The organism is Ruegeria sp. ABM4_193, from assembly GCF_056158705.1.
The window spans coordinates 696,940-720,765 of sequence record NZ_JBSWTT010000001.1 but is presented as its reverse complement, the minus strand read 5'-3'; the positions used below and the strand labels follow the sequence as shown (position 1 = coordinate 720,765).

Here is a 23,826-nt window from a genome sequence, read left to right as displayed (position 1 = left end):
GTTCAGTCCCTCTCGTCCTTCTCGGCGGCCGTTGCCGCCGTTTGTTTCTCTTGTACCTCTTTCGCGCTGCGGAGCATAACCTTCACGCCCGCGACAAGGCCCAGCAATGTGAACAGCACCAGAAAGATCGGGATCGTCCCGAGCAGGCTGTCCAGCCCGTATCCGATGCCAAATCCGATCCCCAGACCGGATACCATTTCGATGACCATCCTCCAGGCAAGCTCGCCCCCGGACACGTCAGCATCTGCACGAGGCTTGGGCGCTTTGGCCTTTTTCGCCGCTTCGATCTTGGCCTCCAGCTGCGCCATACGCTGCTTTTGGTCGTCATCGGTCACGGGCGTTTCCCTCGTACAGTCTTGGGCATGGTGCTAAGGCGCGACGGGCGCAGAGTCAACGCTCTTGAACGCCCCGATTGACGCAGGTTAAAACTTTGTTTTTATTGACATTTACAAACTGCACCGTGATGCCGAAATGTCACCTGAACCTTCCAGGGCTTCAAAATGCATTGAATCTGCATATTCAACCAAAGAGTTGATTATTCCCGCAGGATGGGTTGGCCGCGCAGGTTTGCACTTTCATCCAGCAACCACGTTCGGAACGCCTGTACCGTTCTGCGGCGCACCGCACCAGCGCCCAATACCAAACGGAAACTGCCCTCGCGGAACCCAATGGGGAAACACCGGATCAAGCGACCAGCTTGCAGATCACTCAGGACGCATTCTTCTGATCCCAGAAAAACACCCAGCCCGCTAACGGCTGCCATCAGAGACAGATCTGTTTCCATCCGCCAACCGTTCATGCGGGACTGTGGCATTTCAAACCCGGCCACTTCTGCCCAGCGCGGCCAGACTTCTCCGATCCGATCGCGATACAAACGATAATTCAGCACCTGTTCGGGGCTGTCCCACCCCTCGGGCCTCAGATCCGGCGTGGCATAGGTGAAAAGTGGTTCATCACTGATCAGGTCGGACGGAATATCCAGCACACCGCGATGCGCAAACCTGATCGCCAGATCCGCATCATGTCGTTCGACATCCGCCAGCGCCCGTGAGGCCTCCAGCCTTAGCTCGACCCCTGGGAAGGCTGAATAGAAACCCGGCAGCCGGGGGATAAGGTATTTCATGGCGAACAGCGGCTCACAACTGATGGTGAGTGTGCCTTCGGGCCTTTGACGAACGATCTCAGTGGCCTCGGCGATTTCATCAAGCGCACTCATCACCCGCAACAGCAAGCCACGCCCTTCCAAGGTCAGTTCGACTCCACGGGGCAAATCCCGAAACAACGAGACGCCGAGCCGGTCCTCCAACCCACGCACATGGCGACTGATGGCCGAATGGCTGACGTTCAACTCGTCGGCTGCACGGCTGAAGCTTTCATGCCGTCCGGCCGCCTCAAATGCTTTCAGTGCGTTCAGTGGAGGTAATACACGGGCCATCCCAAATATGTGCTTTTTTGGCACATAATAAGTCAAGTAATTCATTTTGATTGGCTGCTCGAATTCACGCATTTTTTCGTAAATACAGTGACAAAGGAGCAATCATGGAAAAGACTCAAAGAAGTTTCTCCGTAGTTTCGCATCAGTTTATTAAACGTATACTGCAGAAATGTCGCCCAGCTTCGCACTCTCAAAAAAATGCAACACCTTTGCCCCCAAACGCGCGTATGGCCCGCGACATCGGCCTGACCGCAAGCGCGACAGAGCAGTTAAACCTGCGGTTCCCCACCGACGACTATCGCCATCCGATGCTGTAACGCCCTTTCCGCCCTTGCCCCAAGCGGTTATGACAGGGCAATGACTGATCCGCTCGACATTGTGTTTGCTGCCCTGGCCGACCCCACGCGCCGCGCCATTCTGGCAATGCTGCTAGAGGACGACATGGCCGTGACAGATGTCGCCGAACCTTTTGAGATGTCATTGGCCGCGATTTCCAAACATCTGGTCATCCTCACCAAGGCCGGGTTGATTTCTCAGGAAAAACGCGGACGGGTGAAATGGTGCAAGCTGGAGCCCGACGCCCTGCGCGCCGCTTCGGTTTGGATGCAGGGGTTCGGACAATTCGAACCCGTCAATCTGGACGCGTTCGAACGGTTTTTGGAAGTTGAGCTTCCGACGTCGGACGACGCTTAACGCACCACAAAAACCGACATGCTGGCATGTTTGGCCAGATAACCCGCGTGACTTGAAAAGATATAGTCGGTGATCCGCGGAGCGTGGGTTCCCACGATGATCAGATCAGCGCCCAGCTCTTCTGCGGCCCGGGTCAGGTCGCTGTCCACTTCGGCGGCGACGTCGACAGAATGAATTTTGCGAGTGGCAACCTTAGCACCGCTTTCGGCGGCGAGTGTTTCAGTAAACTTCGCAAGATCCTTGTCGATCTCGGCTTCGGTTGTTGTGGACTCACCCAAATGGGCACCGGTGACGCTGACCAGAGTGATTTTAGCACCTTGCCATTTCGCAACTTGCGCCGCGATATCAGCAGCTTTACGGACTTCGGGCGGCAGGTGCCGGTCTATCGGCAGCATGATATGCTTAAACATAATCTCCTCCTCTCACCTAAATCTCAGTGTATTGGAGGGACCTGCCCCGAACCTTGATCTGGCTCAACAAATTCTACATTTGGAATGCATTTGAGCTTGGAAGCACCTTCTAGCGAAAGTGCAGCGCTATTCTGCGGTCCTTCGCACCGGCATTGCAAGCGGCGCTTCCTCTTTCAGCAGCATCAGCAGAGCGATGACTGTCAGCGCAACACCCCCCAATATCAAGCCTGTGGGTACAGCTTTGCCCAAAGCAATTTCCCACAGAATTACCCAACTTGGTACCAAGTAGGTATAAGCCATGACCTTCGCTGACGGCAGCCTCAAAGACGAGAACTGCACCAATACAAAGCTGGCAGCCGTTGCAAAGAACGAGATGTAAAGCAAACCAATCCAAACGATGGCCGGCAGCGCACTCCAGTCGGTTGCCCTCAGATCAGACCAACCAAACACGGTCAGAAGTAGGCATCCGGCGACCAAAGTGCCAAAGGTGAACACCACGGCCGGTTCACCACGATTCAGTTTGCGAACCATCGGCGTATAGATTGCGTGGGCGACACATCCCCAGAAATAGATGATCTCACCACCCCCTATCTCAAAGGCGCGGAACATCTGCCAGTCGGCCCGAAAGATCACCCAAAGTGCCCCAACGGCCCCAATGGTTAAAGCCAGCGCCATACGCGGCGTGGTGATCTGTCGTAACAAAACCCATCCCGCGACCGCTGAAACAACCGGTGTAAGGGTGAACACCGCAGCAGCGCTGACCGGTGGGGCAGTTTGCAATCCGTAGAACATCAGGACGAAATAGGTGGCAAATAACCCACCCAACACCAGGTAACGCCACGGGGCTTGCGCAGCGCTGCGCGGCAAACCAGTTGTGGCCAAAGCCGCCACGCCGATCACCACAGCGGCAATCGCAAATCGGACTGCATTCAGCGCGGCAGGCGCAATCTCGTTCGCGATCATGGATCCCAGCGAAAAGCTGCCCGCAACAAGGGCTGAAAAGGTCAGCATGGCCAGATGACCACGGGCCTGAGGGCTCATGGCTGCCAACCTTTGGCTTCTTCTTTGAGATAACTGAGGAACGCCTGCACCTTGGTAGTGCGGTGTAAATCCACGTGGGTCACGAGCCACAGGTTCCCGAACCACTCAGGAAGCGGGTCCATCACCTCGACCAGATTGTCGTGGCGGGCCGCTTCCCAGCGGGCCATGAAACCTATACCCGCCCCGGCCAGGACAGCCTCGCGCATACAGAAGTTGTTTGTACAGCGGAAGGTTATGCGACCCGCGGGAACAGTCGCACGCAGCCAACGGGTGAACGGCGCGCGGCTGCTTTCGTCGTCAGAACTGACGAAGTGATGGTTGCCGAAATCCTCAATACCTGACGGTTTACCAAAGCGTTCGACATATGCGGTGCTGGCGTAAAGGCCCACTTCTTCTTGTCGAAATGGTTGTACAACGTTGTCCGGCTGATCCGGGGCTGATCCCGCGCGGATCGCCACATGCGCCTCGCCGTATTCCAGTCGGAAAAGCCGGTCGCCGGTCAGGTAGCGCACGATAAGATCCGGGTGCATCTTTTGAAACGCTGTGAGTGTGGGCACAACCAACGGCGCAAGTGATCCAAGCGATGTCACCACCAATTCGCCTGAAACGTCATCGCCCCGGCCCTTCATCCGACCAACAAGCTGGTTGAACTGATCTTCGGTGGCCTGTGCGACGCGCAACAGATCGTCGCCCGCCTCGGTCGGTGTGTATCCGCGTGCGTGACGCTGGAACAATTTTACACCCAGCCGAGCCTCGATCGCATCAATATGGCGGATCACGGTGGCGTGGTGCACACCAAGAACCTCGGCCGCGCCGCTGACTGTCCCCATACGCGCCACCTGATATGCGGTTCTCACTTCGTCCCAATTGTCCATGGCAATAACGTCACTGTGCAATTTCCAACAATAACTGTTGATGTATCCGAGTTTTGTTCACAAACGCAATAATCATATTGGGAGCAGGAGAAGATTTCCCTGACCCAAAGGACCTGAACAATGCCCAAAACTATCCTTCACATCGACTCATCCGCCCGCCGCGTAGACTCGACGACCCGCGATCTGTCCGGCCGTGTGGTCCAGCAGCTGGGTGCAGAGCGCATCATCCGCCGCGACCTGGCCACACCCCTGCCGCTTTTGACCGAGGACTGGATCGCCGCCAACTTCACCCCGGCCGATCAGCGCGACGATGTACAGCGTGCCCGACTGGCCCTGTCCGACGAATTGGTGTCCGAACTGCAAGACGCTGACACCATCGTCATTGGACTTCCGATCTATAACTTTTCGGTTCCTGCCGCATTCAAAGCCTGGGTAGACTTGGTTGCCCGCGCAGGCTTGACCTTTGCCTATACTGAAAACGGCCCCAAGGGTTTGCTGGAAGGCAAACGCGCCATTCTGGCGATTGCCTCTGGTGGTGTCCCCGTCGGGTCCGAGGCGGATTTTGCCACCAACTATGCCCGCCACGTTCTAGGCTTTATCGGCATTCATGACGTAGAGGTCATCGCTGCGGATCAGATGGCGGTAAACCCCGAAGCTGCATTGGCAAGCGCCCGCAAGGCCGTTGCCGAACTCGCAGCCTGATTGGCTCTGGTCAAAAAGAATAGAAACGTCCAGTCTGCCGTTCGTGCAAATGAGCAGGCTGGGCGTTACTTATGAAGAAAATCGGCATTCTGGGCGGTGTGGGCTGGGCTTCGACCGTTGATTATTACCGGGCCATTGCAGAAGGCGCAGGGCGCCACTTCGCGCAACTGGGTCACGGCTCTCCTTTACCAGTCCCGCCGATAACCATTGAATCCGTCACTCAGGCCAAGACACGCGCTTTGCGCGGTGTCGCCGGGGATGAAGCAAGCTGGGCGGAATTTGACAACGTGTTCCGCGATGCTCTGCTAACTTTGGAACGCGCGGGCTGCGACTTCGGAATCATCGCCTCAAATACGCCGCACGCCCGGCTGCACGCAATTCGGCAAGGCGTTTCCATGCCTATTCTCAGTATCTTTGACGCAACCGCCGACGCCACGGCAAGCACCGGCGCATCCAAGGCTCTGGTCTTGGGAACTTCTGTGACGATGCAGGCCACGAACTACGCAGATCGGTTGGCTGCCGAGGGTATCACTGCAAATAATCGCCTGCCCGAACCTGAAATAACCGAGATGCAGGCCATGATTGACAGCGACTTTTATGGCGGCGCATCCGATACAGCGCGTACGAGATTGCTTGCCTTTTGCAACAAACACGCAGCCAAAGGAACGGCAATTCTGTTGGCCTGTACCGAGCTGCCACTGGCGTTTCCGGCCCACCTTGATGATCCGGTTTTCGAGGTGGACGGGCACCTGTTCGTCAACCCATCAGCCGCACATGTCTCTGCCGCGCTGAAAGAGGCGCTCGGGTGATCAGGACAGCCAGGTCACCTCGCATCCGATGTGATCAAAGAAGGCCATCACGTCAGCTTGCTTGAGGGCCACCGTGCGGTCATTGACCAGCGGGTGCATGTAGATCACTTCGGCTTGTTTGGCGGCCGCGTCCATAAAGAACCGTACATTGTTTTGAACCCCGTTGATCATCGCCAGCGGACTAACCGCCCCAGGCCGAATGCCGAGATTCTGCATCAGGCGGTCTGCCGACCCGAAAGACAGGTTTCCGACACCCAATTCCGCACCCAGCGCCTTGAGATCGATTTCGCGGTTCTGCTCGAGCGTCACCAAATAGTTGCGCTTTTTCTTGTCGCGCAAATACAGGTTCTTCACCCGTAACGCATTTTCGCCGGGAACCATGAACTGATCTTCGACTGCTTTCGAATCCTCAACCGTGCGCAGCGGCACATGCGTATGCAGACGATAGGCCAAACCCCAATCATCCAACTGCGCCAGCAACGCATCGGAACTCAAAGGCAACGTGTCCTGAAAAGCGGATGAAGCGTCCATCCCGGTCTCCTTGCACTGAATTTTCCGCGCTGTGCCACAGAACGCCCCTGCCTGCAATCAGCGATCGGGAAGGCCACATATATCCATTGCCGCAGGAATTGTTTGTCGCGTGCGCGCAGTTTTTTCAAAGGCGCAAGCGCTGCGCTTTGCTTCAACAGCACCAGAAAGTGCTGTAGCGTTCCGCCATGAAAGTCACGCGCAACACCCCTGACCAACTGATCCTGTCGAACACGCCATGGTTCATCGGCATCACACTGGTCCTCTTCATACTCGCCTTTGTAGGTGCTGGCCTGTTCATGGCCAGTGAAGGTGGCGAGGGCATCTGGTTTGGCCTCTTCTTCGCTGTTTTTGGGGGCGGAATGGGCCTAGGTGCTTTCTGCGCGTTTGTTCGACGCGTTCAGGTCGTGTTGGATCGTCGTGACAACAGCATCCTGATCCGCCGCCAATCCGTATTTGGCTATGAGGCCGTCGAACATAAGCTGTCCAGCTTATCTCATGCCGAGGTCGAAAGCACAAAGTCCAGAAACGGCAAGCGCACGTCGACGATGTATCGCCCAGTGCTGATCCTGGACGAGGGAATGAGCGCTGGCCGCCATCCCATTGTCGAGGCATATGTCAGCGGGTCAGGCTCACATCGGCTGGCTGAAGCTGTGAATGGTTGGCTGCCCGCGTCCAATCGAGGCGACCAAGACGTCAGCGTGGGCTAGAGGCTAAGCCGCGTTCCAACCACAGACGTTCTTCAGGTGAAACCAGCTCGGACATGCGGTCGTCGTACCTGGTCATATCTTCAGGCGTCAATTTGCCTTCCCACTTGTTGCTGGTGCCCGAAGAAAAGAACTGTGCAAAGTCGTGAAACCCACTGGTGAACCCGGGCGTTTGCTCCAGACGCTGCGCATTGTTCTTCATCGACCCGAAACTGCCCGCCTCGGCGATGTCATTGACCAGCTGCGGGCTGATCTCGGTGTCCATGATGTCGGCCAGGCGCGAGACTTGTCCGCGTAGATCGCGGCTAAGCTCTGCGTAGTGCAGGAAATGAATATTGGGCAATTCACGGAAGGTCCAAAAGGATCGGAAGTGATGGATAAATGATCCAAGTGTCAGATCGTCGGTGCCTTTTGATGAAGCCGGTCGATCCAGAAACATGGAAAAGGCTTCTGAAAGATCATCGGGAAAGAGGTAATCCAACCAATCGGCCTTCATATTCTCGACATGACTACGCATTGACAAATGCACATCGACGGGATGGCGGTGCACAACAAGATACTGCGCATCAGGCGAAAAGGTAACTCCATCCAGCGGCGTATGTGTCTTTATGCAGCGCCGATGGCTTTGCGCGTTCAGCGTTTTTGCCTGCTCTTCCCGGTCGCGAAAGCCGCAATCCAGCCAAGGTGAGATCTTGTTGTCGTATACGCCCGGGTCGGCGGTCTGCGTGATCAACATTCGCACCAGTGTCTGCGTCCACGTGGTGCCGCATTTTGGCGGTGTACACACAAAGACGTCGTTAGACCGTATCTCGAAACCAGACCAGATATCGGTGTTGGTTACCTCGCCAACATAATCCGTTGTCTTTTGCGGAAGATCGTCCTTCATCGCCCCCTCACCAAGCTTGTTTTAATCAGAGTATCCTACACCAGCAGCCTTCACATAGCTTATCTTGACTCACCCGCCCCCAAGGCGTAAATGACCGCCAAACATCCGGAAGCCTTTCGATCTTCCGGTCCCTTGAGTCGTTCAGGGATCGCCCCCCACCAGCGAGTTTCGCCCGTGGGGGCAATTGTGTATTTAACCGGTGTTTCCTACGTAGGAAGTGCCATCAGATAACCGGCATAGGAGGCCGAAGGCATGTTTGAAAATCTATCCGAACGCCTCTCTGGCGTCTTTGACCGGCTGACCAAACAGGGCGCTCTGTCCGAAGAAGACGTCAAGACCGCCCTGCGCGAGGTCCGGGTTGCGCTGCTTGAGGCCGACGTCTCGCTGCCGGTGGCACGCGCGTTCGTCAAGAAGGTGCAGGAACAGGCGACCGGCCAAGCCGTCACCAAATCGATTACCCCCGGCCAGCAGGTCGTCAAGATCGTGCATGACGCGCTGGTCGACACCCTGCGCGGCGAGGAAGACCCCGGCAAGCTGAAGATCGACAACCCGCCTGCCCCGATCCTGATGGTCGGTCTGCAGGGCTCGGGTAAGACGACCACCACCGGTAAGCTGGCGAAACGCCTGAAAGAGAAAGAGGGCAAGAAGGTCCTGATGGCCTCGCTCGACGTTTATCGTCCGGCGGCGATGGATCAACTGGCGGTTCTGGGCACACAGGTCGGCGTCGACACCCTTCCGATCGTGCCGGGCCAGAAGCCCGTCGATATCGCCAAACGTGCCAAACAACAGGCGACGCTGGGTGGATATGACGTCTATATGCTCGACACCGCGGGCCGTCTGCATATCGACGAAGTCCTGATGGACGAGGTCGAGCAGGTCCGTAACGTGGTCGACCCGCGCGAAACCCTGCTGGTCGTCGACGGCCTGACCGGTCAAGTCGCCGTTGAAGTCGCCGAAGAGTTCGACGCAAAGGTCGGCATCTCGGGCGTGGTCCTGACGCGGATGGACGGCGACGGGCGCGGTGGTGCGGCGCTGTCGATGCGTGCCGTCACCGGCAAGCCCATCCGCTTTGTTGGTCTGGGCGAAAAGATGGACGCGCTCGAAACTTTCGAACCCGACCGGATCGCCGGCCGTATTCTGGGTATGGGCGACATCGTTGCCCTGGTCGAAAAGGCCCAGGAAACGATGGAGATGGAACAGACCGAGCGCATGATGAAGCGCATGGTCAAAGGTCAGTTCAACATGAACGACCTGAAAATGCAGCTGGAACAGATGATCCAGATGGGCGGTATGCAGGGCATGATGGGCATGATGCCCGGCATGGGCAAAATGGCCAAACAGATGGACCAGGCAGGACTGGACGACAAAATCCTGCGCCAGCAGATCGCCATGATCCAGTCGATGACCAAACGCGAACGCGCCAACCCTCAACTGCTGCAAGCCAGCCGTAAGAAACGGATTGCGGCGGGTTCGGGGATGGAGGTCAGCGACCTCAACAAACTGCTCAAGATGCACCGGCAGATGTCGGACATGATGAAAAAGATGGGCAAGATGGGCAAAGGTAAGATGCTGAAACAGGCCATGAAAGGCATGTTCGGCAAAGGCGGCCCCTCGCCCGAGGAGATGGCCGCAGGCATGGACCCCAAGGCGCTGGAACAAGCGGCTAAGGCGATGGGCGGCAAGATGCCCGGCGGCCTGCCCGGACTGGGCGGCGGCATGGGTCTGCCTCAAGGCCTCAGCGGGTTCGGGAAGAAGAAGTAAGTGAGCACCGCGCCCACTATAACCACCGCGCGCCTGACGCTGCGCCATCACCGGCTCGAAGACTTCGAGCCGATGGCTGCGCTGTTTGCGACGGAGTGGGCGAAATTTATGGATGGGCCGTACTCGGCGCAGGACCTGTGGTCAATGCTGGGCTCGGACGTAGCCAGTTGGCAGTTTCTCGGATTTGGTGCATGGGCTGTCGACTTGACGGAAACCGGTGAATTCATTGGTCAGGTCGGGATCAACAAACCCCCGAAATTCCCCGAGGCCGAAATCGGCTGGTGCATCTTCCCCGACTATGAAGGCAAGGGTTTTGCGTTCGAAGCGGCCTGCGCCGCGCGCGACTGGGCATTTCAAAACGCCGGTTTGACAACGCTGGTCAGCTATATTGATGCGCCCAACGCGCGTTCAATCGCCTTGGCGCAGAGGCTGGGCGCAATTGAGGATCAAAACGCAGCGCGCCCGTCTCCCGAGGATGTCGTCTATCGACACCCACACCCCGATGAGTTTCAGGGCGGGATGGAGGCATACGCATGACCTCGTTCACCATCCCTACTATCGAGACCGAGCGTCTGATCTTGCGCGCGCCACATCTGGACGATCTGCCTGCGATGACCTCGTTCTTTGCGACTGAACGCAGCCATATGGTCGGCGGACCCAAGGATGAGCTTGGCAGCTGGGACTCGCTCGTGAAACGCCTTGGACATTGGGCTCTGAAAGGCTTTGGCCTGTGGCACCTGACCGAAAAGGCCAGCGGCGCGTTTGTTGGATGGGCCGGTATGATCGATGCCCCAGGCTGGGCTGAGCCCGAGCTGGGCTGGACCCTTATGGCCGAGGCTGAAGGCAAAGGGCTAGGATTTGAGGCGGCGCAGGCGGCACGCGACTATGCGGCGCGGCAACAGGGGCTGAACGGCGTGATCTCGTACATCGCCCATGCCAACGACCGCTCGCGCGCTTTGGCAGAACGCCTTGGAGCCACGCTGGAGCTTGAAAATGCCGAGCTACTGGGCAAGCACGCTCAAATCTGGCGCCACCCGCAGATTGACCTGACCACCGAAAGGACCGGCCAATGACCAACCCCGTGACACAGGCTGCCACGCTGTTGAAAGAGCATCGCGAAAGCATCGATCGGTTGGATGCGATCCTTGTCTATACGCTGGGCGAGCGGTTCAAGCACACGCAGGCCGTTGGCAAGCTCAAGGCCGAACACGACCTTCCCCCGTCCGATCCTTCGCGCGAAGCGGCGCAGATCGCACGGCTAGAAGACCTGGCGAAAGAGGCCGATCTGGACCCCGATTTCGCCAAGGCTTTCCTGAATTTCATCATTCAGGAAGTCATCCGACACCATAAGAAACATCAGAACTAACCGGCACCTACGCCGGCTCAACAAAAGACACGCCTCCGGCGTGATGCCATTCAAAGGAGATACCACCATGGCAATGAAAATTCGTCTCGCCCGCGGCGGCTCGAAAAAGCGTCCCTTCTATCGCATCGTGGCTGCTGACAGCCGCATGCCCCGTGACGGCCGTTTCATCGAGAAACTGGGCACCTACAACCCGCTGCTGCCGAAAGACAGCGAAGAGCGCGTGAAAATGAACATGGAGCGCATCCAGTACTGGCTGGATCAGGGCGCTCAGCCCACCGACCGTATCGCGCGTATGCTGGAAGCTGCCGGCACCCGTGAAAAAGCCGAGCGCAACAACCCCAACAAGGGCACCCCGGGCAAGAAAGCTCAGGAACGCGCGGAAGAGAAGGCTGCAAAGGCTGCTGAAGCTGCCGAAGCGGCTGCTGCACCGGCTGAAGAAGCGGCTGCAGAAGAATAAGCAGGCAAGCGCGTGCGGGATCAGACTTTCACCGACGATTTTCGCACGCAGTTTGACCTGTTGTTGCGGCTCCGGCGTGATGTGCGCCGGTTCCGCACCGACACCGTGGACGAGGCGGTGCTGTTGCGCTGCCTCGACGCATTTCAACTGGCCCCTTCGGTGGGGCTCAGCGAACCCTGGCGCGTGATCCGCGTCGAAAGCGAAGCAGCCCGCGCTGCCGCGCTTAAGAATTTTCAAACCGCCAACGATGATGCGCTGGCGGGGTATTCCGGTGACAAGGCGCAGCTTTACAGCCGCCTGAAACTGTCCGGGATGCAAGAGGCCCCCGTGCAACTGGCCGTATTCTGCGACGACAGCACCGACAAAGGCTTGGGGCTGGGTGCGGGCACAATGCCCGAGATGCGGCGTTACTCTGTAGTTTCGGCAATCACACTGTTCTGGCTGGCCTTGCGGGCCGAGGGGTTGGGACTGGGTTGGGTGTCGATCCTGGATCCCGAACAAATGATACGCGATCTGAGCGTGCCGGAAGACTGGCGACTCATCGGATACTTCTGCGTTGGATGGCCTGAACAGGTATCAGACACACCGGAACTGGAACAGGTAGGCTGGGAAAACCGCGCCCAATCCCTGGCGATCGAAACACGGTAAGGTCCCATGTTCGGATTGATTCGACTTCCCATTTTGCTGCTGATCGCCTTTATTGTCGGCGTGTTCTTCGAACGCAACAATCAACGCGAAGCCTGCGAAGGCCTTGGCGAATGGAGAAACGGGATTTGTTTGACAACAGGCGCGTCCAATGAGTGATCTGATCTGCGTCGGCAGCGTTGCGGGGTCGTACGGCGTGCGCGGCGAAGTGCGTCTGAAAAGCTTTTGCGCCGTGCCCGAAGATATCGAACACTACTCTCCGTTGACAGATGAGACCGGCGAACAGCGTTATCCGGTTGTTTTGACGCGCACCATCAAAAACGGGTTTGCGGCACGTCTGGGCGGGGTCGAAACCAAGGAAGAAGCCGATGCGCTGAACGGTCTGCGCCTTTTTGCGCGGCGCGATCAGTTGCCGTCGCTTCCCGATGATGAGTTTTATCACACCGACCTGATCGGACTGGATGTCTATGACACCGGTGGCACGCTGCTGGGCAAAGTCAAATCCGTACAGAACCACGGCGCCGCAGATTTGCTGGAACTGCATGGGCCGGGTCTGAAATCCACCGTTTTGCTGCCTTTTACGCTGCAAGTGGTGCCAACGGTGGATCTTGAGCAAGGCCGTATTGTGGCTGACCCGCCCGAAGGTCTGATCTAATGCGGCGCATATTGCTGCATCTGGGCCTGCACAAGACAGGCATGACCGCAGCACAGTCGTTTCTGCATGAAAACCGTGAATTGGTCTGGCCCCACTTTGCATTGGTTCTACCCTACAAGACCCGCAAGTCCGGGCTGAGCGAGGCCGCTACTCGCCATTCAATCTATCGGCTGGACGCGACGCTGGCCGGGTTTGGTGGACAAATTCAAACCTTTTTGGACGGTTTGGATTTTGGCGAACGCCGGGGCCTGATCCTGAGCGAAGAGAACTTTCTGGGCCTGCGCCCCAGCAGAAACCGGGAGGAAGGTTATGGGGCCGCACCCGAACTGGCCGAGACGCTGGTCAGTGTGCTGCGCCGACGACTTCTGGGCGACGAGGTCGATATCACTGTCTACCTGTCTCTGCGCCAGCGCGAGGCGTGGCTGCGCAGCCTGTGGGCTCATGATCTGCACCAAACTCGGATCGTGCAGGATCTGGACGGTTTCTGCTCTGATTTGGCGCATCTGCCCACGTTGCAAGAAACTGCAGACACGATCAGGGATCGGCTACCGACCATCACCGTCGAGACTGCGTTTTTGGAACAGGTGCAGAACCATCCCCTCGGAGCAGGTGCGCCGTTTGCCAATTTCCTGGATCTGCCGCCCGAGAAAGCTGCGCTGCTTCGAGGTCCTGCACGCGTAAGCCCCAGCTTTTCTGACGAGGTGTTGCAGGAAATGCTGTCTTTGAACCGTTCATCACTGGACGAAGCCGCTTTGATCACCCAGAAGAAGGCTTTGATCCAAACTGCCCAGACCGAACTGGCCCGCCAGACATGACAGACAAACCCAGCAAATCCCACGGCCGTAAAGCGATCCGGCCGACTTTGAAACCGCGTGAACTAATGACTCCGACGCCGGATTTGCACGGGGTCTGGAAAGCAAAGATCATCACGCTGTTTCCGACAGCCTTTCCCGGAGTGCTGGGCGAAAGCCTGACTGGCAAGGCTTTGCAGGAAGGCTTGTGGCAGCTCGAGACGGTGGACCTGCGGCAGTTCGGCGTTGGCAAGCACCGCAACGTCGATGACACGCCAGCCGGTGGCGGTGCTGGCATGGTGCTGCGCGCGGATGTTCTTGGTGAAGCTATTGAACATACGATGGCGGGTGTTCATGGCAATTGGCCTCTTATCTACCTTAGTCCGCGCGGGCGACGCATGGACCAGCGCATGATGCAGAACCTCGCTCGATGCGATGGCATGACCTTGTTGTGCGGCCGCTTCGAAGGTGTGGACGAGCGGGTATTGGAGCACTACGGGGTACAGGAAGTATCGCTGGGTGACTTTGTAATGACCGGCGGGGAAATCGCGGCGCAAGCTCTGATCGACGCGACCGTTCGTCTGATCCCCGGCGTTCTGGGCAATCAGGCTTCTAACGAGGAAGAAAGCTTTTCCTCGGGCCTGCTGGAACACCCGCAATACACACGCCCCGCAGACTGGAAAGGGCGCCCAATCCCTGAGGTTTTGATGTCAGGTCACCATGGCCGCATTGCGGAATGGCGTCACAGAATGGCAGAAGATATCACCCGCGATCGACGTCCCGACATCTGGGCAGAGTATGTAAAATCCAAGCCCGGAAAACCGGACTAAAGGACGGGGATGTGGCGGGGATGCCGCATAAAATTTCTTTGTCCGTTTGCCATTTGAAGTTGAGAACGCCTCAATCTATTCAATTTCTGGGCCCATAGGATTCGTGGGCGATAAAGATTGAAGTGAGACTGACTACATTATGAAAAAGCTATTGCTTGGCGCGTTGTTGGCCGCTTCGGCCTGCACAACAAAGCCACTCGGAATGTCTGTTCCCACACAAGCTGGCCACAATCTGCACTCAGCGCGGGTTGCGGTCGATTCCTGCTCACAAGAAGCAGATGAGGGTGGGAACGCCGCAGTCATCGGGGGGTATGCGACTAACATTCTCCTTTGGGGAATCATTATCGGACCAGCCGTAACCGCCCCGATGCAAGACGGGCTGCGCGTACAGGGTGAGATCGATCAGGTGGACCGCTGCCTGCGCGAACGTGGTTTTGAACGCCGCGAGCTTAGCGCGGGTGAGTCCTTTTGGCTGCGCAACGCCTATGGCGAAGAACGCGAGCGACGGCTGGATCATCTGGTCAGCGGCGGTACGATTGAAACCTACGGAACGCCGAAGGTCTAAGGCTTGGCCTTCCATCTGGCCCAGTTTTCTGGCGTGCCGTTAAAGGCGTTGATGTCCACCCTGCCCTGAACACCTGGCACTAACCCGGTGCCAGTGTACTGCCAGAAACGCCAAACAGTGCGCGGGTAAACCTCACGCGGGTGGCCGGCAACCGAACGCAGCCAGAACTCGGTCTTTGGCAGGCGAGCGATGTCGGTATCTTCAAAGAAATCCACAGTCGTATAGACAATGGGACGACGACCATAGTGCCGTTCCAAAATATCCAGGAACCGTTGCGCCTCAGCGCGAACGGTTTTGCCGTCGGGCCGCAAGGTGCAGGTCTTCGAATGCGGCGTCCATTCCATGTCCAACACATGCGGTAAGTCCGCGCCTTTGGGAACGTTGCGGATGAACCAACGGGCCTGTTCACGGGCCGAACGACAGAAATAGTAGTAGTGGTAAGCTCCCCAAGGCACACCGGCGGCCTGTGCGCCGCGTCGATGGTCATCGAACATCGGATCGGCCACATCTCCACCTTCGGTTGCTTTCATGAACACAAAGCTCACACCCGAAGCTTTGGCCCTGCGCCAGTCTATTGCCCTCTGCCATCGCGAAACATCCAGCCCGTGGATAGGATACAGGCCGGGATGACGGCCCTCCCAATCATGCGGATCAGCGTCACCAAAATCGGGGTAAATCACCGACGGTGCTGTCCGGTCCACGCCCGGCACAGGCTCGACCGCCTGAGGCTTCGGGCCACCGTGTCCGCATGACACAAGCAAAGCAGCCGAAACTGCCAGCACAAATGCAATTCGCATCCTTGAAGTCCTGTCTTAAATTCTGCTCTTTCAATTTGTCTCAGAATGCCCGATCTGAGAGGCAAGGCAACGCTGCAGTTTGCGACTGGCGGAATCCCACCAGTATTGCCCGGCAATTCGATGCGATTTGCTCTTGATCCCTGCGTACAATCCCCTTAAACGACCGCAATCCGGTGCCGCAATCTGCGACTCCGGTGTTTTGGTTTGAATCATGGCGTAACGCCCAGCTTTCTTCGGCAGGGATGTGTCAGATGGAACCGGACTTAAGGAACAGTCGATCTGACCTCTGGCGGGCTGCGTGCAGGACCCGATGAAGACCAAGAGCTCTCAGGCCGTGCCCAAACTTCGTGGACCAACCACGAGCAGATAGGAGTACCTGCGATGGACCTGATCGCACAGCTTGAAGCGGAACAGATTGCCGCCCTGGGGAAAGACATCCCCGACTTCAAAGCCGGTGACACCATCCGTGTCGGCTATAAGGTGACCGAAGGGTCGCGCACCCGTGTGCAGAACTATGAAGGCGTCTGCATCGCGCGCAACAACGGCAATGGCATTGCCGGTTCGTTCACCGTTCGCAAAATTTCGTTTGGCGAAGGCGTGGAACGTGTGTTCCCGCTGTATTCGACCAACATTGACAGCATCACCGTTGTCCGCCGTGGCCGCGTCCGTCGCGCCAAACTGTACTATCTGCGCACCCGTCGCGGTAAATCCGCACGTATCGCAGAAGTCACCAACTACAAGCCCAAGGCTGGCGCCGAGGCGTAAGGAGCGGAAAGATGAAAAAAGACATCCATCCCGATTATCACGTCATCAACGTCAAAATGACCGATGGCACCGTGGTTCAGATGAAATCCACCTGGGGCGCAGAAGGCGACCAGCTGGCTCTGGAAATCGACCCCTCTTCGCACCCGGCATGGACCGGTGGCTCGTCGCGCCTGATGGACGCCGGCGGCCGTGTGTCGAAGTTCAAAAAGAAATACGAAGGTCTGGGCTTCTAAGCTTGACCGAAATGAAATGCGAAAGGCCGCCCCATCGGGCGGCCTTTTTTCTTGCCTGGGCTTAATCCGGCTTCAACCGAAGACATAAAAACAAAGCTTGTTGCCGTCAGGGTCCCGCACATATGCACCATAAAACCGGTCCGGCACGCGTTGCCCGGGCTCGCCTTCGTCTGTCGCGCCAAGGCTGATCGCTTTGTCATACATTGCGGAAACGGCCTCCTTTGTATCGGCGGCGAAAGACACCATGTTGCCGTTTCCCGAAGCACAGTCATTGCCATCATACGGCTCGCACACGGCCAGCATCGGAGCCCCCGGGTTATTGCCGATAAAGGCAATGCGACCAGCATCGATCAGAACCTGCGCGCCTATGCCTTCGAACAGTGAAGTGTAAAATGTTTTGGCGGCGTCCATGTTGGAAACGCCGATGGTTACATATCCGATCATAAGTGGAGCCCTTTTGAATACTGTATGATTTCCCGGGCATAGTCGGTCAGTCGCTAAGGCGTTACAAGTCACGAAACCGGCATCGGTTTGAAGTCAAATCCAGTAGGACAGCGCCACCGGAAGCACCAGTATTGTCGCCAATGTCGAGACCAGAATGAAGCCTGCCACATCTGGCCCGTATTCCGGTACATGCTGATCGATGAAGAGGTAGGTCGCCACAGACGACGGCATCAGGCAGCACAGAATCAAAGCGCCCCGTTCCGGTCCCGTAAACCCGAACAGCCAGATCAAGGCGCTGGCGATGACAACGGCCATCACTAGGTGCATCAGCGTTAATATGATCGCCCGTCCCAGGCTTTTGACCTGCAATGTCGCCAAGGTATGACCCAATGTCAGCAACATCAGCGGAATCGACAGTCCTCCCAGAATATCAAAAGATTTTGCAATCGGCTGCGGCAGGCTGGTTCCTGTCGCCATCAGGATCAGTGAAAGCGCTACGGCATAAATAATCGGTGAAGAAGCCAGTTTCCGGGGCGAGAATTCTCCGGCCGGGATCCACATCCCGACAGTAAAGATGCTGATCAGCACAACCACCACAAACGCCATCGTATAGGCCATACCTGCATCACCCAGTGCCAACAGGGTGATTGGCAAACCTATATTGCCAACATTTCCGTGCATCAACGGCGTCAGAAACGCCCTGACCGGCAGGCGCAGGGCCTTTAGGGCGACAATACCCAACACACCGAACCCTGCCACCGCCAAAGCGGCAGCGGTCATCATATCCAGAAAAGTGCTTACAGCCAAATTGGTCGTCGAAAGGTGCGAAATAATCAGCGTAGGATAACCCACCTTTGAGACGATCCCACCGATCACCTTGTTGTCGAAGGGAGCGTGAATCAGCGCAAGGCCATAGCCAATCCCGGCGCAGATCAAGACCGGCAAAACCACGTTCAAAACGTTCAGGAACAGGTGTTCCAAACTGCATTCTCCCTGCTCAACATGCATGCTGACTGTGAATCAGGTCCCTCGCATTGGCAAGCGCGCGCCCGTAACCCGCGCACCGCGCAGGGTTTTCCAAAATAGGGTCTGATATTGCCCGAAACCGCCGCTTGAGGTTCTTTCCTTCCAACGCGACACAACATATAGTGGGTGCCAACAACGTGTAGCGAAGCACGGCGGGACTTGGGAATACAAGCATGGCACATATCATCGTGGTCGGGAACGAAAAGGGCGGCGCAGGCAAATCGACCGTGTCGATGCATGTGGCAACCGCGCTGGCCCGATTGGGGCACAAGGTCAGCACGCTGGATCTGGACCTGCGCCAGCGCAGTCTGGGACGCTATTTCGAGAACCGGAACAACTTCCTCAAAAGCTCGGACCTGACCCTGCCCAGCCCGCGTCATCACGACCTGCCCGAGATCGATGCCGCCACGCTGAAACCCGGCGAGAACATCTATGACCACCGCCTGTCCGCCGCTGTATCGCAACTGGAAAGCGACAGCGACTTCATCCTGATCGACTGCCCGGGCTCTCACACCCGTCTCAGCCAGGTGGCGCACTCGTTGGCCGACACGCTGGTCACGCCGCTGAACGACAGCTTCATCGACTTCGACCTTTTGGCGCGGATCGACTCGAAGGGGGAAAAGATCCTCGGCCCATCGGTCTATTCCGAAATGGTCTGGAACGCGCGTCAGTTACGGGCCCAAGCTGGGCTGAAACCCATCGACTGGGTCGTGGTCCGCAACCGGGTCGGCACGCAGCGTATGGTCAACAAGGAAAAGATGCAGCGCGCGATCGAGATGCTGTCGCAGCGCATCGGCTTTCGCGTCGCTTCGGGCTTTTCCGAACGGGTTATCTTCCGCGAACTGTTCCCCCGTGGCCTGACCCTGCTGGATCTCAAGGATATCGGCGTAAAGCAGTTGAACATCTCGAACATCGCCGCCCGTCAGGAACTGCGCGACATGATGAAAGAGCTGAGCTTGCCGGGCGTGGAGATCGATTTCTGATCCAAGGCCCTGTCGGACGCTGTGTAAACAAATCCAGCAGTTGGATTCCAGCACTGAGTGGCAGCCAGGATGCAATAGAATCGAGGATCCGGTGAACCAACCGTTCAGCGCACTTCAACCCCGCCCCTAGCCGCGTTAGTCTCTGATCCAAACAAGCTGAAAGGAGCTGGTCCGTGTCACTCTTCTCAAAACTCTTTGGTGGCGGCGAAAAGTCGGGTCCTGAGCCGGTCGCATACAAAGGGTTCGAAATCTTCCCAGACCTGATTGCCGAGGGTGGCAAGTATCGCCTTTCGGCCCGAATCGAAAAGACCATCGACGGAGAGCGTAAAACGCAAGCGGTGATCCGGGCAGATGTCTTTGAAAGCCGGGATCAGGCCGAGAGCTTCAGCATCACCAAGGCGAAGCAGGTGATTGACGAGCAGGGCGAACGCATATTCGATGCTGGAAACCGATAGCTTTTTTGTCCGAGATGCGAACGACGATTACCATGTGACCTGCGCTTGCCGAACGACACACCCTCGGCCTTGTTCATGCAGCCAATAGCGTCAATGTAGGGTACGACCGCAGAAGGAAGGAACCAAGACGTTCTGCAAGGTCCATCAACTTAGGAACAGGCTCAGTTTCAATCGGTTACGGATTGCCCACTGGGACTGTACACCGTAAACAACTCTTTCGGTTCGTTCACTCCGCGCAGCATGTAACGACCCACTGACACAAGCTCTTGCACGCAGGGTTGTGCGGCGCGGGCGACGTCGTCTGAGATCAGGATCCTCTGTCCCAGAGACCGGTGCATTCCCGCAATACGGGCGGCCTGATTGACGGCCGGGCCGATGACTGTGAAATCCAACCGCGTCTCAGAACCGATATTGCCATAGAGAATTTCGCCTGAATGCAGAGCCAGCGTGTAATTGGCCACTGGCAGGCCTTGCTCCTGTCGTTGAGCGTTCAACGCATCCATACGCGACTGCAACAGGGGAACCGCGCTCAGCGCGGCGCGGGCATCTTCGTCGATTTCGCCGACATCGAACATGGCCATCAGACCATCGCCCATGAATTTCAGGATATTACCGCCCCTGTCATGCACCACGCCCACTACCACGGCCAGATAGTCGTTTAGCATGTCAATAATCTCGTGCCCCGGCAGATCCTCTGACAGGGTGGTGAAGCCTTCGAGGTCGAAGTTCCAAATTACCGCATCGATCTGCTGCAAAGACCCGCGCTGGATTTCACCTGACAAAACCCGACGACCGGCATCGCGGCCCAGGTAAACACGCATCAGATCCTTGGTCAGGTTCTGGTTCTTGGCGGACTTAAGCGCCAGACCCAAATGCGGCAGAACGGTGTGGATATGGTTCAGATCGCCGTCGTCAAAACCGGTTGGTGCGTCACTGGTCCAGGACATCAGAACGCCATCGCCGACCTTCTTTGCGCCATTGGGGCGCAACTGCTTAGCCCCTTCATAAGACAAGCCCGTGGCATAATAATCGGTTGCCCCGATTTCCCGCAGGTCGTTCAACAGCGGAAAGCGACTGGGTTCATTATGTTCGACCAGTTTGACCCGGATTTCATCCAGATCCTCATGCAACAGGGCATACAGCGGACTTTGCTGCCAAACCTCGCTGGGTTCATCGGTATTTTCAAACCGTTCGAATTCACCGCCTGTGCCGTTGTACCAACTGTAACCCATACCGCCGTAAACTGGGTGCAAAGTGGACTGGGCTGCGTGAAAGCGCATCAACGGGATGCCCATATCGACCAGCCGGGTGCAAAAGCCTTCCAGCAATTCTTCCTGCCCGGCCCCTTCAAGCCCCTTATTGACCAACCAATCGATCAGCTTGTGTGTGGGTACCGACGAAGAGTCTAACGAGGTCATATTTGTGTCCGTATCAAGCATGCATCCCATCTGGGGATCATGCCCATCAATTGCCAGTGGTCAGTCCAAACCAGCCAATCTTCGCAGCATTTTACGCAACAGCGCGGCTTCCTCCGCATCAAACAGGCCCGACAGTTTCGCATCATAGTCTGCGGCGACGCCATGCAAGTCACGATACACGGTTTGCCCAGCCGGTGTTAGTGTCAGCCATTCTGCACGCCGGTCCGCTTCATCGCGTGTGCGTTTCAAGTAACGACGCTGTTCCAGCTTGGCGACCGCGCGGCTGATCTTGGTCTTGTGCATTCTGGCACGTTCGCAAATCTCTTTCGCGGTCATCTCGCCAAATAGCCCGAGATGAAACAGCACCCGCCATTCGGTTCTGAGCATCCCATAACGGCCTTTGTATACGCTCTGAAATTCCAATGACGCCTGTTCAGCTGCCTGGTTCAGCAGGAAGGGCAGAAAATTTTGCAGATCAAACTCATCATTTTTTTTGGATTCTACGTGTGACATGCTTGTTAGTTACAAAATCAACTATTACCCGACAAGCAGCAAACGGAGGAAAGCATCATGAATCGTCCGAGTGATCCGCATATGCTGACGCAGGCTGCAACGCCGGTCGGCACACATGCCGGCTATATGCCCGGCTTTGGAAACGACTTTGAGACCGAGGCCCTGTCCGACGCGCTGCCACAAGGGATGAACAGCCCACAGCGGTGCAACTATGGCCTTTACGGAGAGCAGCTGAGCGGTACCGCCTTCACTGCGAACCCGCCCGAACGCACTTGGTGTTATCGCATTCGACCATCGGTAAAACATTCACACCGCTACGAAAAAATCGACCTCCCCTATTGGAAATCGGCACCGTGCATCGACCCGGATGTGATCAGCCTGGGTCAGTATCGCTGGGATCCCGTCCCACATTCTGATGAAGGTCTGAACTGGATGACCGGGATGCGGACCATGACCACGGCGGGGGATGTGAACACGCAAGTGGGCATGGCCAGCCACATCTATCTGGTCACCGAATCCATGGTGGATGACTACTTCTTCTCGGCCGATTCCGAGCTGTTGGTTGTTCCGCAGGAAGGACGCCTGCGTTTTGCGACCGAGCTGGGCATCATCGATCTGGAACCCAAAGAGATCGCAATTATTCCGCGTGGTCTGCTGTACCGGGTCGAGGTTTTGGAAGGCCCCGCGCGCGGTTTTGTCTGCGAAAACTACGGGCAAAAATTTGAACTGCCGGGCCGTGGTCCGATTGGCGCAAACTGCATGGCCAACCCGCGCGACTTCAAAGCGCCCGTAGCTGCGTTTGAAGATCGCGAAACCCCGTCGACCGTGACGATCAAATGGTGCGGCCAGTTCCACACCACCAAGATCGGGCACAGTCCGCTCGATGTGGTTGCGTGGCACGGCAACTATGCGCCCTACAAATATGACTTGCGCAATTATTGCCCGGTCGGCGCGATCCTGTTCGACCATCCTGACCCGTCAATCTTTACGGTTCTGACGGCACCGTCTGGCCAGCCTGGCACGGCCAATATCGACTTTGTTCTTTTCCGCGAACGCTGGATGGTGATGGAGGACACGTTCCGCCCGCCGTGGTACCACAAAAACATCATGTCCGAGCTCATGGGCAACATTTACGGCCAGTATGATGCAAAACCACAGGGCTTCGTGCCCGGTGGCACAAGCCTGCACAACATGATGATCCCGCACGGCCCCGACAGGGAAGCCTTTGACAAGGCTTCATATTCCAACCTGGGACCGGACAAGCTAGACAAGACAATGTCGTTCATGTTCGAAACCCGCTTCCCGCAGCATCTGACACCGTTTGCCGCCACCGAAGCGCCTTTGCAGGATGATTATATCGACTGCTGGACATCGCTGGAGAAGAAGTTCGACGGAACACCGGGTAAGAAATGAGCTTGGATATCTGGTTCACCTATATGGCAACGGTCCTGCTGCTGATGAGCACACCGGGACCCAGCCAGTTGTTGATGTTGTCAAACTCAGCCACCAACGGGCTTCGGCGCGGGCTATTCACCGCTGCCGGAGATCTGACGGCGAACTTTCTGCAGATGTTGGCGGCGGGGCTGGGCCTGGCCGCGCTGATTGCCACATCCGCCACCGCGCTGACAGTCATCAAATGGCTGGGTGTGGCTTATCTGGTTTACCTTGGGGTCAAACAGATCCTCAAAGCGCGCGTGTCTGATGCGCAAACCGCGCCCAAGGCAAGTCGCAAATCGCTTTGGATGCAGGGGTTTATTACCTCTGCCGCGAATCCCAAAGCCGTGGTCTTTTTTGCAGCGCTGTTCCCACTGTTCATTGACGGAGCACTGCCTTTCTGGCCGCAATTCGCCATTCTTTCGGCCACCTATCTGGTCATGGACGGGATGTTCCTGACCGCATATGGCGGCAGCGCAAGCTGGCTGGCCCGCCGTTTGCAAGGTCCTGCAAAGCTGTGGCTTGACCGCATTGGCGGCAGCTTCATGATCCTGGCTGCTATCTTGTTGGGGCTGAAATCCCTTCGCCCCTCAACTTAACCA

General features: G+C 57.1%; 34 protein-coding genes. 22 read left to right on the top strand and 12 right to left on the bottom strand.

Annotated elements, in window-relative coordinates:
• Positions 1-2: 2 nt before the first annotated feature.
• On the bottom strand, positions 3-335 hold the full coding sequence (locus ACXADZ_RS03580; protein WP_152457046.1) for an AtpZ/AtpI family protein: 333 nt from the start codon (positions 333-335) through the stop codon (positions 3-5).
• Positions 336-535: 200 nt separating this feature from the next.
• On the bottom strand, positions 536-1,435 hold the full coding sequence (locus tag ACXADZ_RS03575; protein ID WP_475192701.1) for a LysR substrate-binding domain-containing protein: 900 nt from the start codon (positions 1,433-1,435) through the stop codon (positions 536-538).
• A 104-nt stretch (positions 1,436-1,539) separates the two neighbouring features.
• Here ACXADZ_RS03575 and ACXADZ_RS03570 point away from each other — a divergent pair, with 104 nt between their 5' ends.
• Both ACXADZ_RS03570 and ACXADZ_RS03565 read left to right on the top strand, forming a co-directional pair.
• The gene (locus ACXADZ_RS03570) at positions 1,540-1,752 is read left to right on the top strand and encodes a hypothetical protein (RefSeq protein ID WP_171105550.1); all 213 of its coding nucleotides are present in this window, start codon (positions 1,540-1,542) and stop codon (positions 1,750-1,752) included.
• 40 nt (positions 1,753-1,792) lie between these two features.
• Positions 1,793-2,128 (top strand): ArsR/SmtB family transcription factor, encoded by a 336-nt coding sequence (locus ACXADZ_RS03565; protein ID WP_171188883.1) that lies wholly within the window; start codon positions 1,793-1,795, stop codon positions 2,126-2,128.
• Here ACXADZ_RS03565 and ACXADZ_RS03560 read toward each other — a convergent pair.
• From ACXADZ_RS03560 to ACXADZ_RS03550, 3 genes are all read right to left on the bottom strand, one after another.
• Positions 2,125-2,538 carry a universal stress protein gene (locus ACXADZ_RS03560; protein WP_171096183.1) on the bottom strand — a complete coding sequence of 138 codons (414 nt, stop codon included), beginning with the start codon at positions 2,536-2,538 and terminating at the stop codon, positions 2,125-2,127. The two genes, ACXADZ_RS03565 and ACXADZ_RS03560, sit on opposite strands and share 4 nt — an antisense overlap.
• A gap of 126 nt (positions 2,539-2,664) precedes the next feature.
• Entirely contained in the window at positions 2,665-3,579 is a 915-nt protein-coding gene (locus tag ACXADZ_RS03555; RefSeq protein ID WP_475192698.1) for a DMT family transporter, read from the bottom strand.
• Positions 3,576-4,454 carry a LysR family transcriptional regulator gene (locus ACXADZ_RS03550; RefSeq protein WP_171096187.1) on the bottom strand — a complete coding sequence of 293 codons (879 nt, stop codon included), beginning with the start codon at positions 4,452-4,454 and terminating at the stop codon, positions 3,576-3,578. Before ACXADZ_RS03550 ends, ACXADZ_RS03555 begins: the two co-directional genes overlap by 4 nt.
• A 120-nt stretch (positions 4,455-4,574) precedes the next feature.
• Between ACXADZ_RS03550 and ACXADZ_RS03545 the strand changes: the two genes are divergently transcribed.
• Positions 4,575-5,156: an FMN-dependent NADH-azoreductase gene (locus ACXADZ_RS03545; RefSeq protein WP_475192697.1), complete on the top strand. Its 582-nt coding sequence runs from the start codon at positions 4,575-4,577 to the stop codon at positions 5,154-5,156.
• A 71-nt stretch (positions 5,157-5,227) separates the two neighbouring features.
• Complete coding sequence (locus ACXADZ_RS03540) at positions 5,228-5,965, top strand: aspartate/glutamate racemase family protein (RefSeq protein ID WP_475192696.1); 738 nt, start codon at positions 5,228-5,230, stop codon at positions 5,963-5,965.
• On the opposite strand, the gene ACXADZ_RS03535 is transcribed toward ACXADZ_RS03540, so the two are convergent.
• Positions 5,966-6,496 carry a prolyl-tRNA synthetase associated domain-containing protein gene (locus ACXADZ_RS03535; protein ID WP_171671820.1) on the bottom strand — a complete coding sequence of 177 codons (531 nt, stop codon included), beginning with the start codon at positions 6,494-6,496 and terminating at the stop codon, positions 5,966-5,968.
• 185 nt (positions 6,497-6,681) lie between these two features.
• On the opposite strand from ACXADZ_RS03535, the gene ACXADZ_RS03530 reads away from it, so the two are divergent.
• A complete protein-coding gene (locus ACXADZ_RS03530) occupies positions 6,682-7,203 on the top strand; it encodes a hypothetical protein (protein WP_475192694.1) in 522 nt (173 codons plus the stop codon).
• Here ACXADZ_RS03530 and ACXADZ_RS03525 read toward each other — a convergent pair.
• Positions 7,190-8,086 carry a sulfotransferase domain-containing protein gene (locus ACXADZ_RS03525; protein ID WP_475192693.1) on the bottom strand — a complete coding sequence of 299 codons (897 nt, stop codon included), beginning with the start codon at positions 8,084-8,086 and terminating at the stop codon, positions 7,190-7,192. The genes ACXADZ_RS03530 and ACXADZ_RS03525 overlap by 14 nt on opposite strands.
• 252 nt (positions 8,087-8,338) lie before the next feature.
• Here ACXADZ_RS03525 and ffh point away from each other — a divergent pair, with 252 nt between their 5' ends.
• From ffh to ACXADZ_RS03470, 11 genes are all read left to right on the top strand, one after another.
• Positions 8,339-9,847: a signal recognition particle protein gene (gene ffh, locus ACXADZ_RS03520; protein WP_171096198.1), complete on the top strand. Its 1,509-nt coding sequence runs from the start codon at positions 8,339-8,341 to the stop codon at positions 9,845-9,847.
• Positions 9,848-10,384, top strand: coding sequence for a GNAT family N-acetyltransferase (locus ACXADZ_RS03515; protein ID WP_171096200.1), 537 nt, complete (start codon positions 9,848-9,850; stop codon positions 10,382-10,384). It begins immediately after the preceding gene.
• Positions 10,381-10,920 (top strand): GNAT family N-acetyltransferase, encoded by a 540-nt coding sequence (locus ACXADZ_RS03510; protein WP_475192691.1) that lies wholly within the window; start codon positions 10,381-10,383, stop codon positions 10,918-10,920. The genes ACXADZ_RS03515 and ACXADZ_RS03510 overlap by 4 nt, the downstream gene beginning before the upstream one ends.
• The gene (locus tag ACXADZ_RS03505) at positions 10,917-11,213 is read left to right on the top strand and encodes a chorismate mutase (protein ID WP_050605269.1); all 297 of its coding nucleotides are present in this window, start codon (positions 10,917-10,919) and stop codon (positions 11,211-11,213) included. The genes ACXADZ_RS03510 and ACXADZ_RS03505 overlap by 4 nt, the downstream gene beginning before the upstream one ends.
• 67 nt (positions 11,214-11,280) lie before the next feature.
• On the top strand, positions 11,281-11,670 hold the full coding sequence (gene rpsP / locus ACXADZ_RS03500; protein WP_170388164.1) for a 30S ribosomal protein S16: 390 nt from the start codon (positions 11,281-11,283) through the stop codon (positions 11,668-11,670).
• Positions 11,671-11,682: 12 nt separating this feature from the next.
• Positions 11,683-12,318: a 5,6-dimethylbenzimidazole synthase gene (gene bluB / locus ACXADZ_RS03495; RefSeq protein ID WP_475192690.1), complete on the top strand. Its 636-nt coding sequence runs from the start codon at positions 11,683-11,685 to the stop codon at positions 12,316-12,318.
• A gap of 6 nt (positions 12,319-12,324) precedes the next feature.
• A complete protein-coding gene (locus ACXADZ_RS03490; RefSeq protein ID WP_171096206.1) occupies positions 12,325-12,474 on the top strand; it encodes a hypothetical protein in 150 nt (49 codons plus the stop codon).
• Entirely contained in the window at positions 12,467-12,970 is a 504-nt protein-coding gene (gene rimM, locus ACXADZ_RS03485; protein WP_475192688.1) for a ribosome maturation factor RimM, read from the top strand. The genes ACXADZ_RS03490 and rimM overlap by 8 nt, the downstream gene beginning before the upstream one ends.
• The gene (locus ACXADZ_RS03480; protein WP_475192687.1) at positions 12,970-13,785 is read left to right on the top strand and encodes a hypothetical protein; all 816 of its coding nucleotides are present in this window, start codon (positions 12,970-12,972) and stop codon (positions 13,783-13,785) included. Before rimM ends, ACXADZ_RS03480 begins: the two co-directional genes overlap by 1 nt.
• On the top strand, positions 13,782-14,591 hold the full coding sequence (gene trmD, locus ACXADZ_RS03475; RefSeq protein WP_475192685.1) for a tRNA (guanosine(37)-N1)-methyltransferase TrmD: 810 nt from the start codon (positions 13,782-13,784) through the stop codon (positions 14,589-14,591). The genes ACXADZ_RS03480 and trmD overlap by 4 nt, the downstream gene beginning before the upstream one ends.
• A 139-nt stretch (positions 14,592-14,730) precedes the next feature.
• Positions 14,731-15,156 carry a hypothetical protein gene (locus ACXADZ_RS03470; protein WP_171671843.1) on the top strand — a complete coding sequence of 142 codons (426 nt, stop codon included), beginning with the start codon at positions 14,731-14,733 and terminating at the stop codon, positions 15,154-15,156.
• Here ACXADZ_RS03470 and ACXADZ_RS03465 read toward each other — a convergent pair.
• Complete coding sequence (locus ACXADZ_RS03465; protein ID WP_475192684.1) at positions 15,153-15,953, bottom strand: glycoside hydrolase family 25 protein; 801 nt, start codon at positions 15,951-15,953, stop codon at positions 15,153-15,155. The genes ACXADZ_RS03470 and ACXADZ_RS03465 overlap by 4 nt on opposite strands.
• 381 nt (positions 15,954-16,334) lie before the next feature.
• Between ACXADZ_RS03465 and rplS the strand changes: the two genes are divergently transcribed.
• Together rplS and rpmE are read left to right on the top strand one after the other, a co-directional pair.
• On the top strand, positions 16,335-16,718 hold the full coding sequence (gene rplS / locus ACXADZ_RS03460) for a 50S ribosomal protein L19 (RefSeq protein WP_152457026.1): 384 nt from the start codon (positions 16,335-16,337) through the stop codon (positions 16,716-16,718).
• 11 nt (positions 16,719-16,729) lie between these two features.
• On the top strand, positions 16,730-16,951 hold the full coding sequence (rpmE, locus tag ACXADZ_RS03455) for a 50S ribosomal protein L31 (protein ID WP_170428949.1): 222 nt from the start codon (positions 16,730-16,732) through the stop codon (positions 16,949-16,951).
• Positions 16,952-17,023: 72 nt separating this feature from the next.
• Here the strand turns inward: rpmE and ACXADZ_RS03450 are convergent, their stop codons facing one another.
• Entirely contained in the window at positions 17,024-17,395 is a 372-nt protein-coding gene (locus ACXADZ_RS03450) for a VOC family protein (RefSeq protein WP_475192682.1), read from the bottom strand.
• Positions 17,396-17,488: 93 nt separating this feature from the next.
• Entirely contained in the window at positions 17,489-18,376 is an 888-nt protein-coding gene (locus ACXADZ_RS03445) for an AEC family transporter (RefSeq protein WP_475192681.1), read from the bottom strand.
• Between the two features lie 218 nt (positions 18,377-18,594).
• On the opposite strand from ACXADZ_RS03445, the gene ACXADZ_RS03440 reads away from it, so the two are divergent.
• Complete coding sequence (locus ACXADZ_RS03440) at positions 18,595-19,404, top strand: division plane positioning ATPase MipZ (protein WP_475192679.1); 810 nt, start codon at positions 18,595-18,597, stop codon at positions 19,402-19,404.
• 173 nt (positions 19,405-19,577) lie between these two features.
• A complete protein-coding gene (locus tag ACXADZ_RS03435; protein WP_171096224.1) occupies positions 19,578-19,859 on the top strand; it encodes an HlyU family transcriptional regulator in 282 nt (93 codons plus the stop codon).
• A gap of 167 nt (positions 19,860-20,026) precedes the next feature.
• On the opposite strand, the gene ACXADZ_RS03430 is transcribed toward ACXADZ_RS03435, so the two are convergent.
• Complete coding sequence (locus ACXADZ_RS03430) at positions 20,027-21,277, bottom strand: adenylate/guanylate cyclase domain-containing protein (RefSeq protein WP_475192678.1); 1,251 nt, start codon at positions 21,275-21,277, stop codon at positions 20,027-20,029.
• 60 nt (positions 21,278-21,337) lie between these two features.
• Entirely contained in the window at positions 21,338-21,790 is a 453-nt protein-coding gene (locus tag ACXADZ_RS03425; RefSeq protein ID WP_475192677.1) for a MarR family winged helix-turn-helix transcriptional regulator, read from the bottom strand.
• A 57-nt stretch (positions 21,791-21,847) separates the two neighbouring features.
• On the opposite strand from ACXADZ_RS03425, the gene hmgA reads away from it, so the two are divergent.
• Positions 21,848-23,203, top strand: a complete 1,356-nt coding sequence (hmgA, locus tag ACXADZ_RS03420; RefSeq protein WP_475192675.1) for a homogentisate 1,2-dioxygenase — start codon at positions 21,848-21,850, stop codon at positions 23,201-23,203.
• On the top strand, positions 23,200-23,823 hold the full coding sequence (locus tag ACXADZ_RS03415) for a LysE family translocator (protein ID WP_171671859.1): 624 nt from the start codon (positions 23,200-23,202) through the stop codon (positions 23,821-23,823). Before hmgA ends, ACXADZ_RS03415 begins: the two co-directional genes overlap by 4 nt.
• Positions 23,824-23,826: the final 3 nt, after the last annotated feature.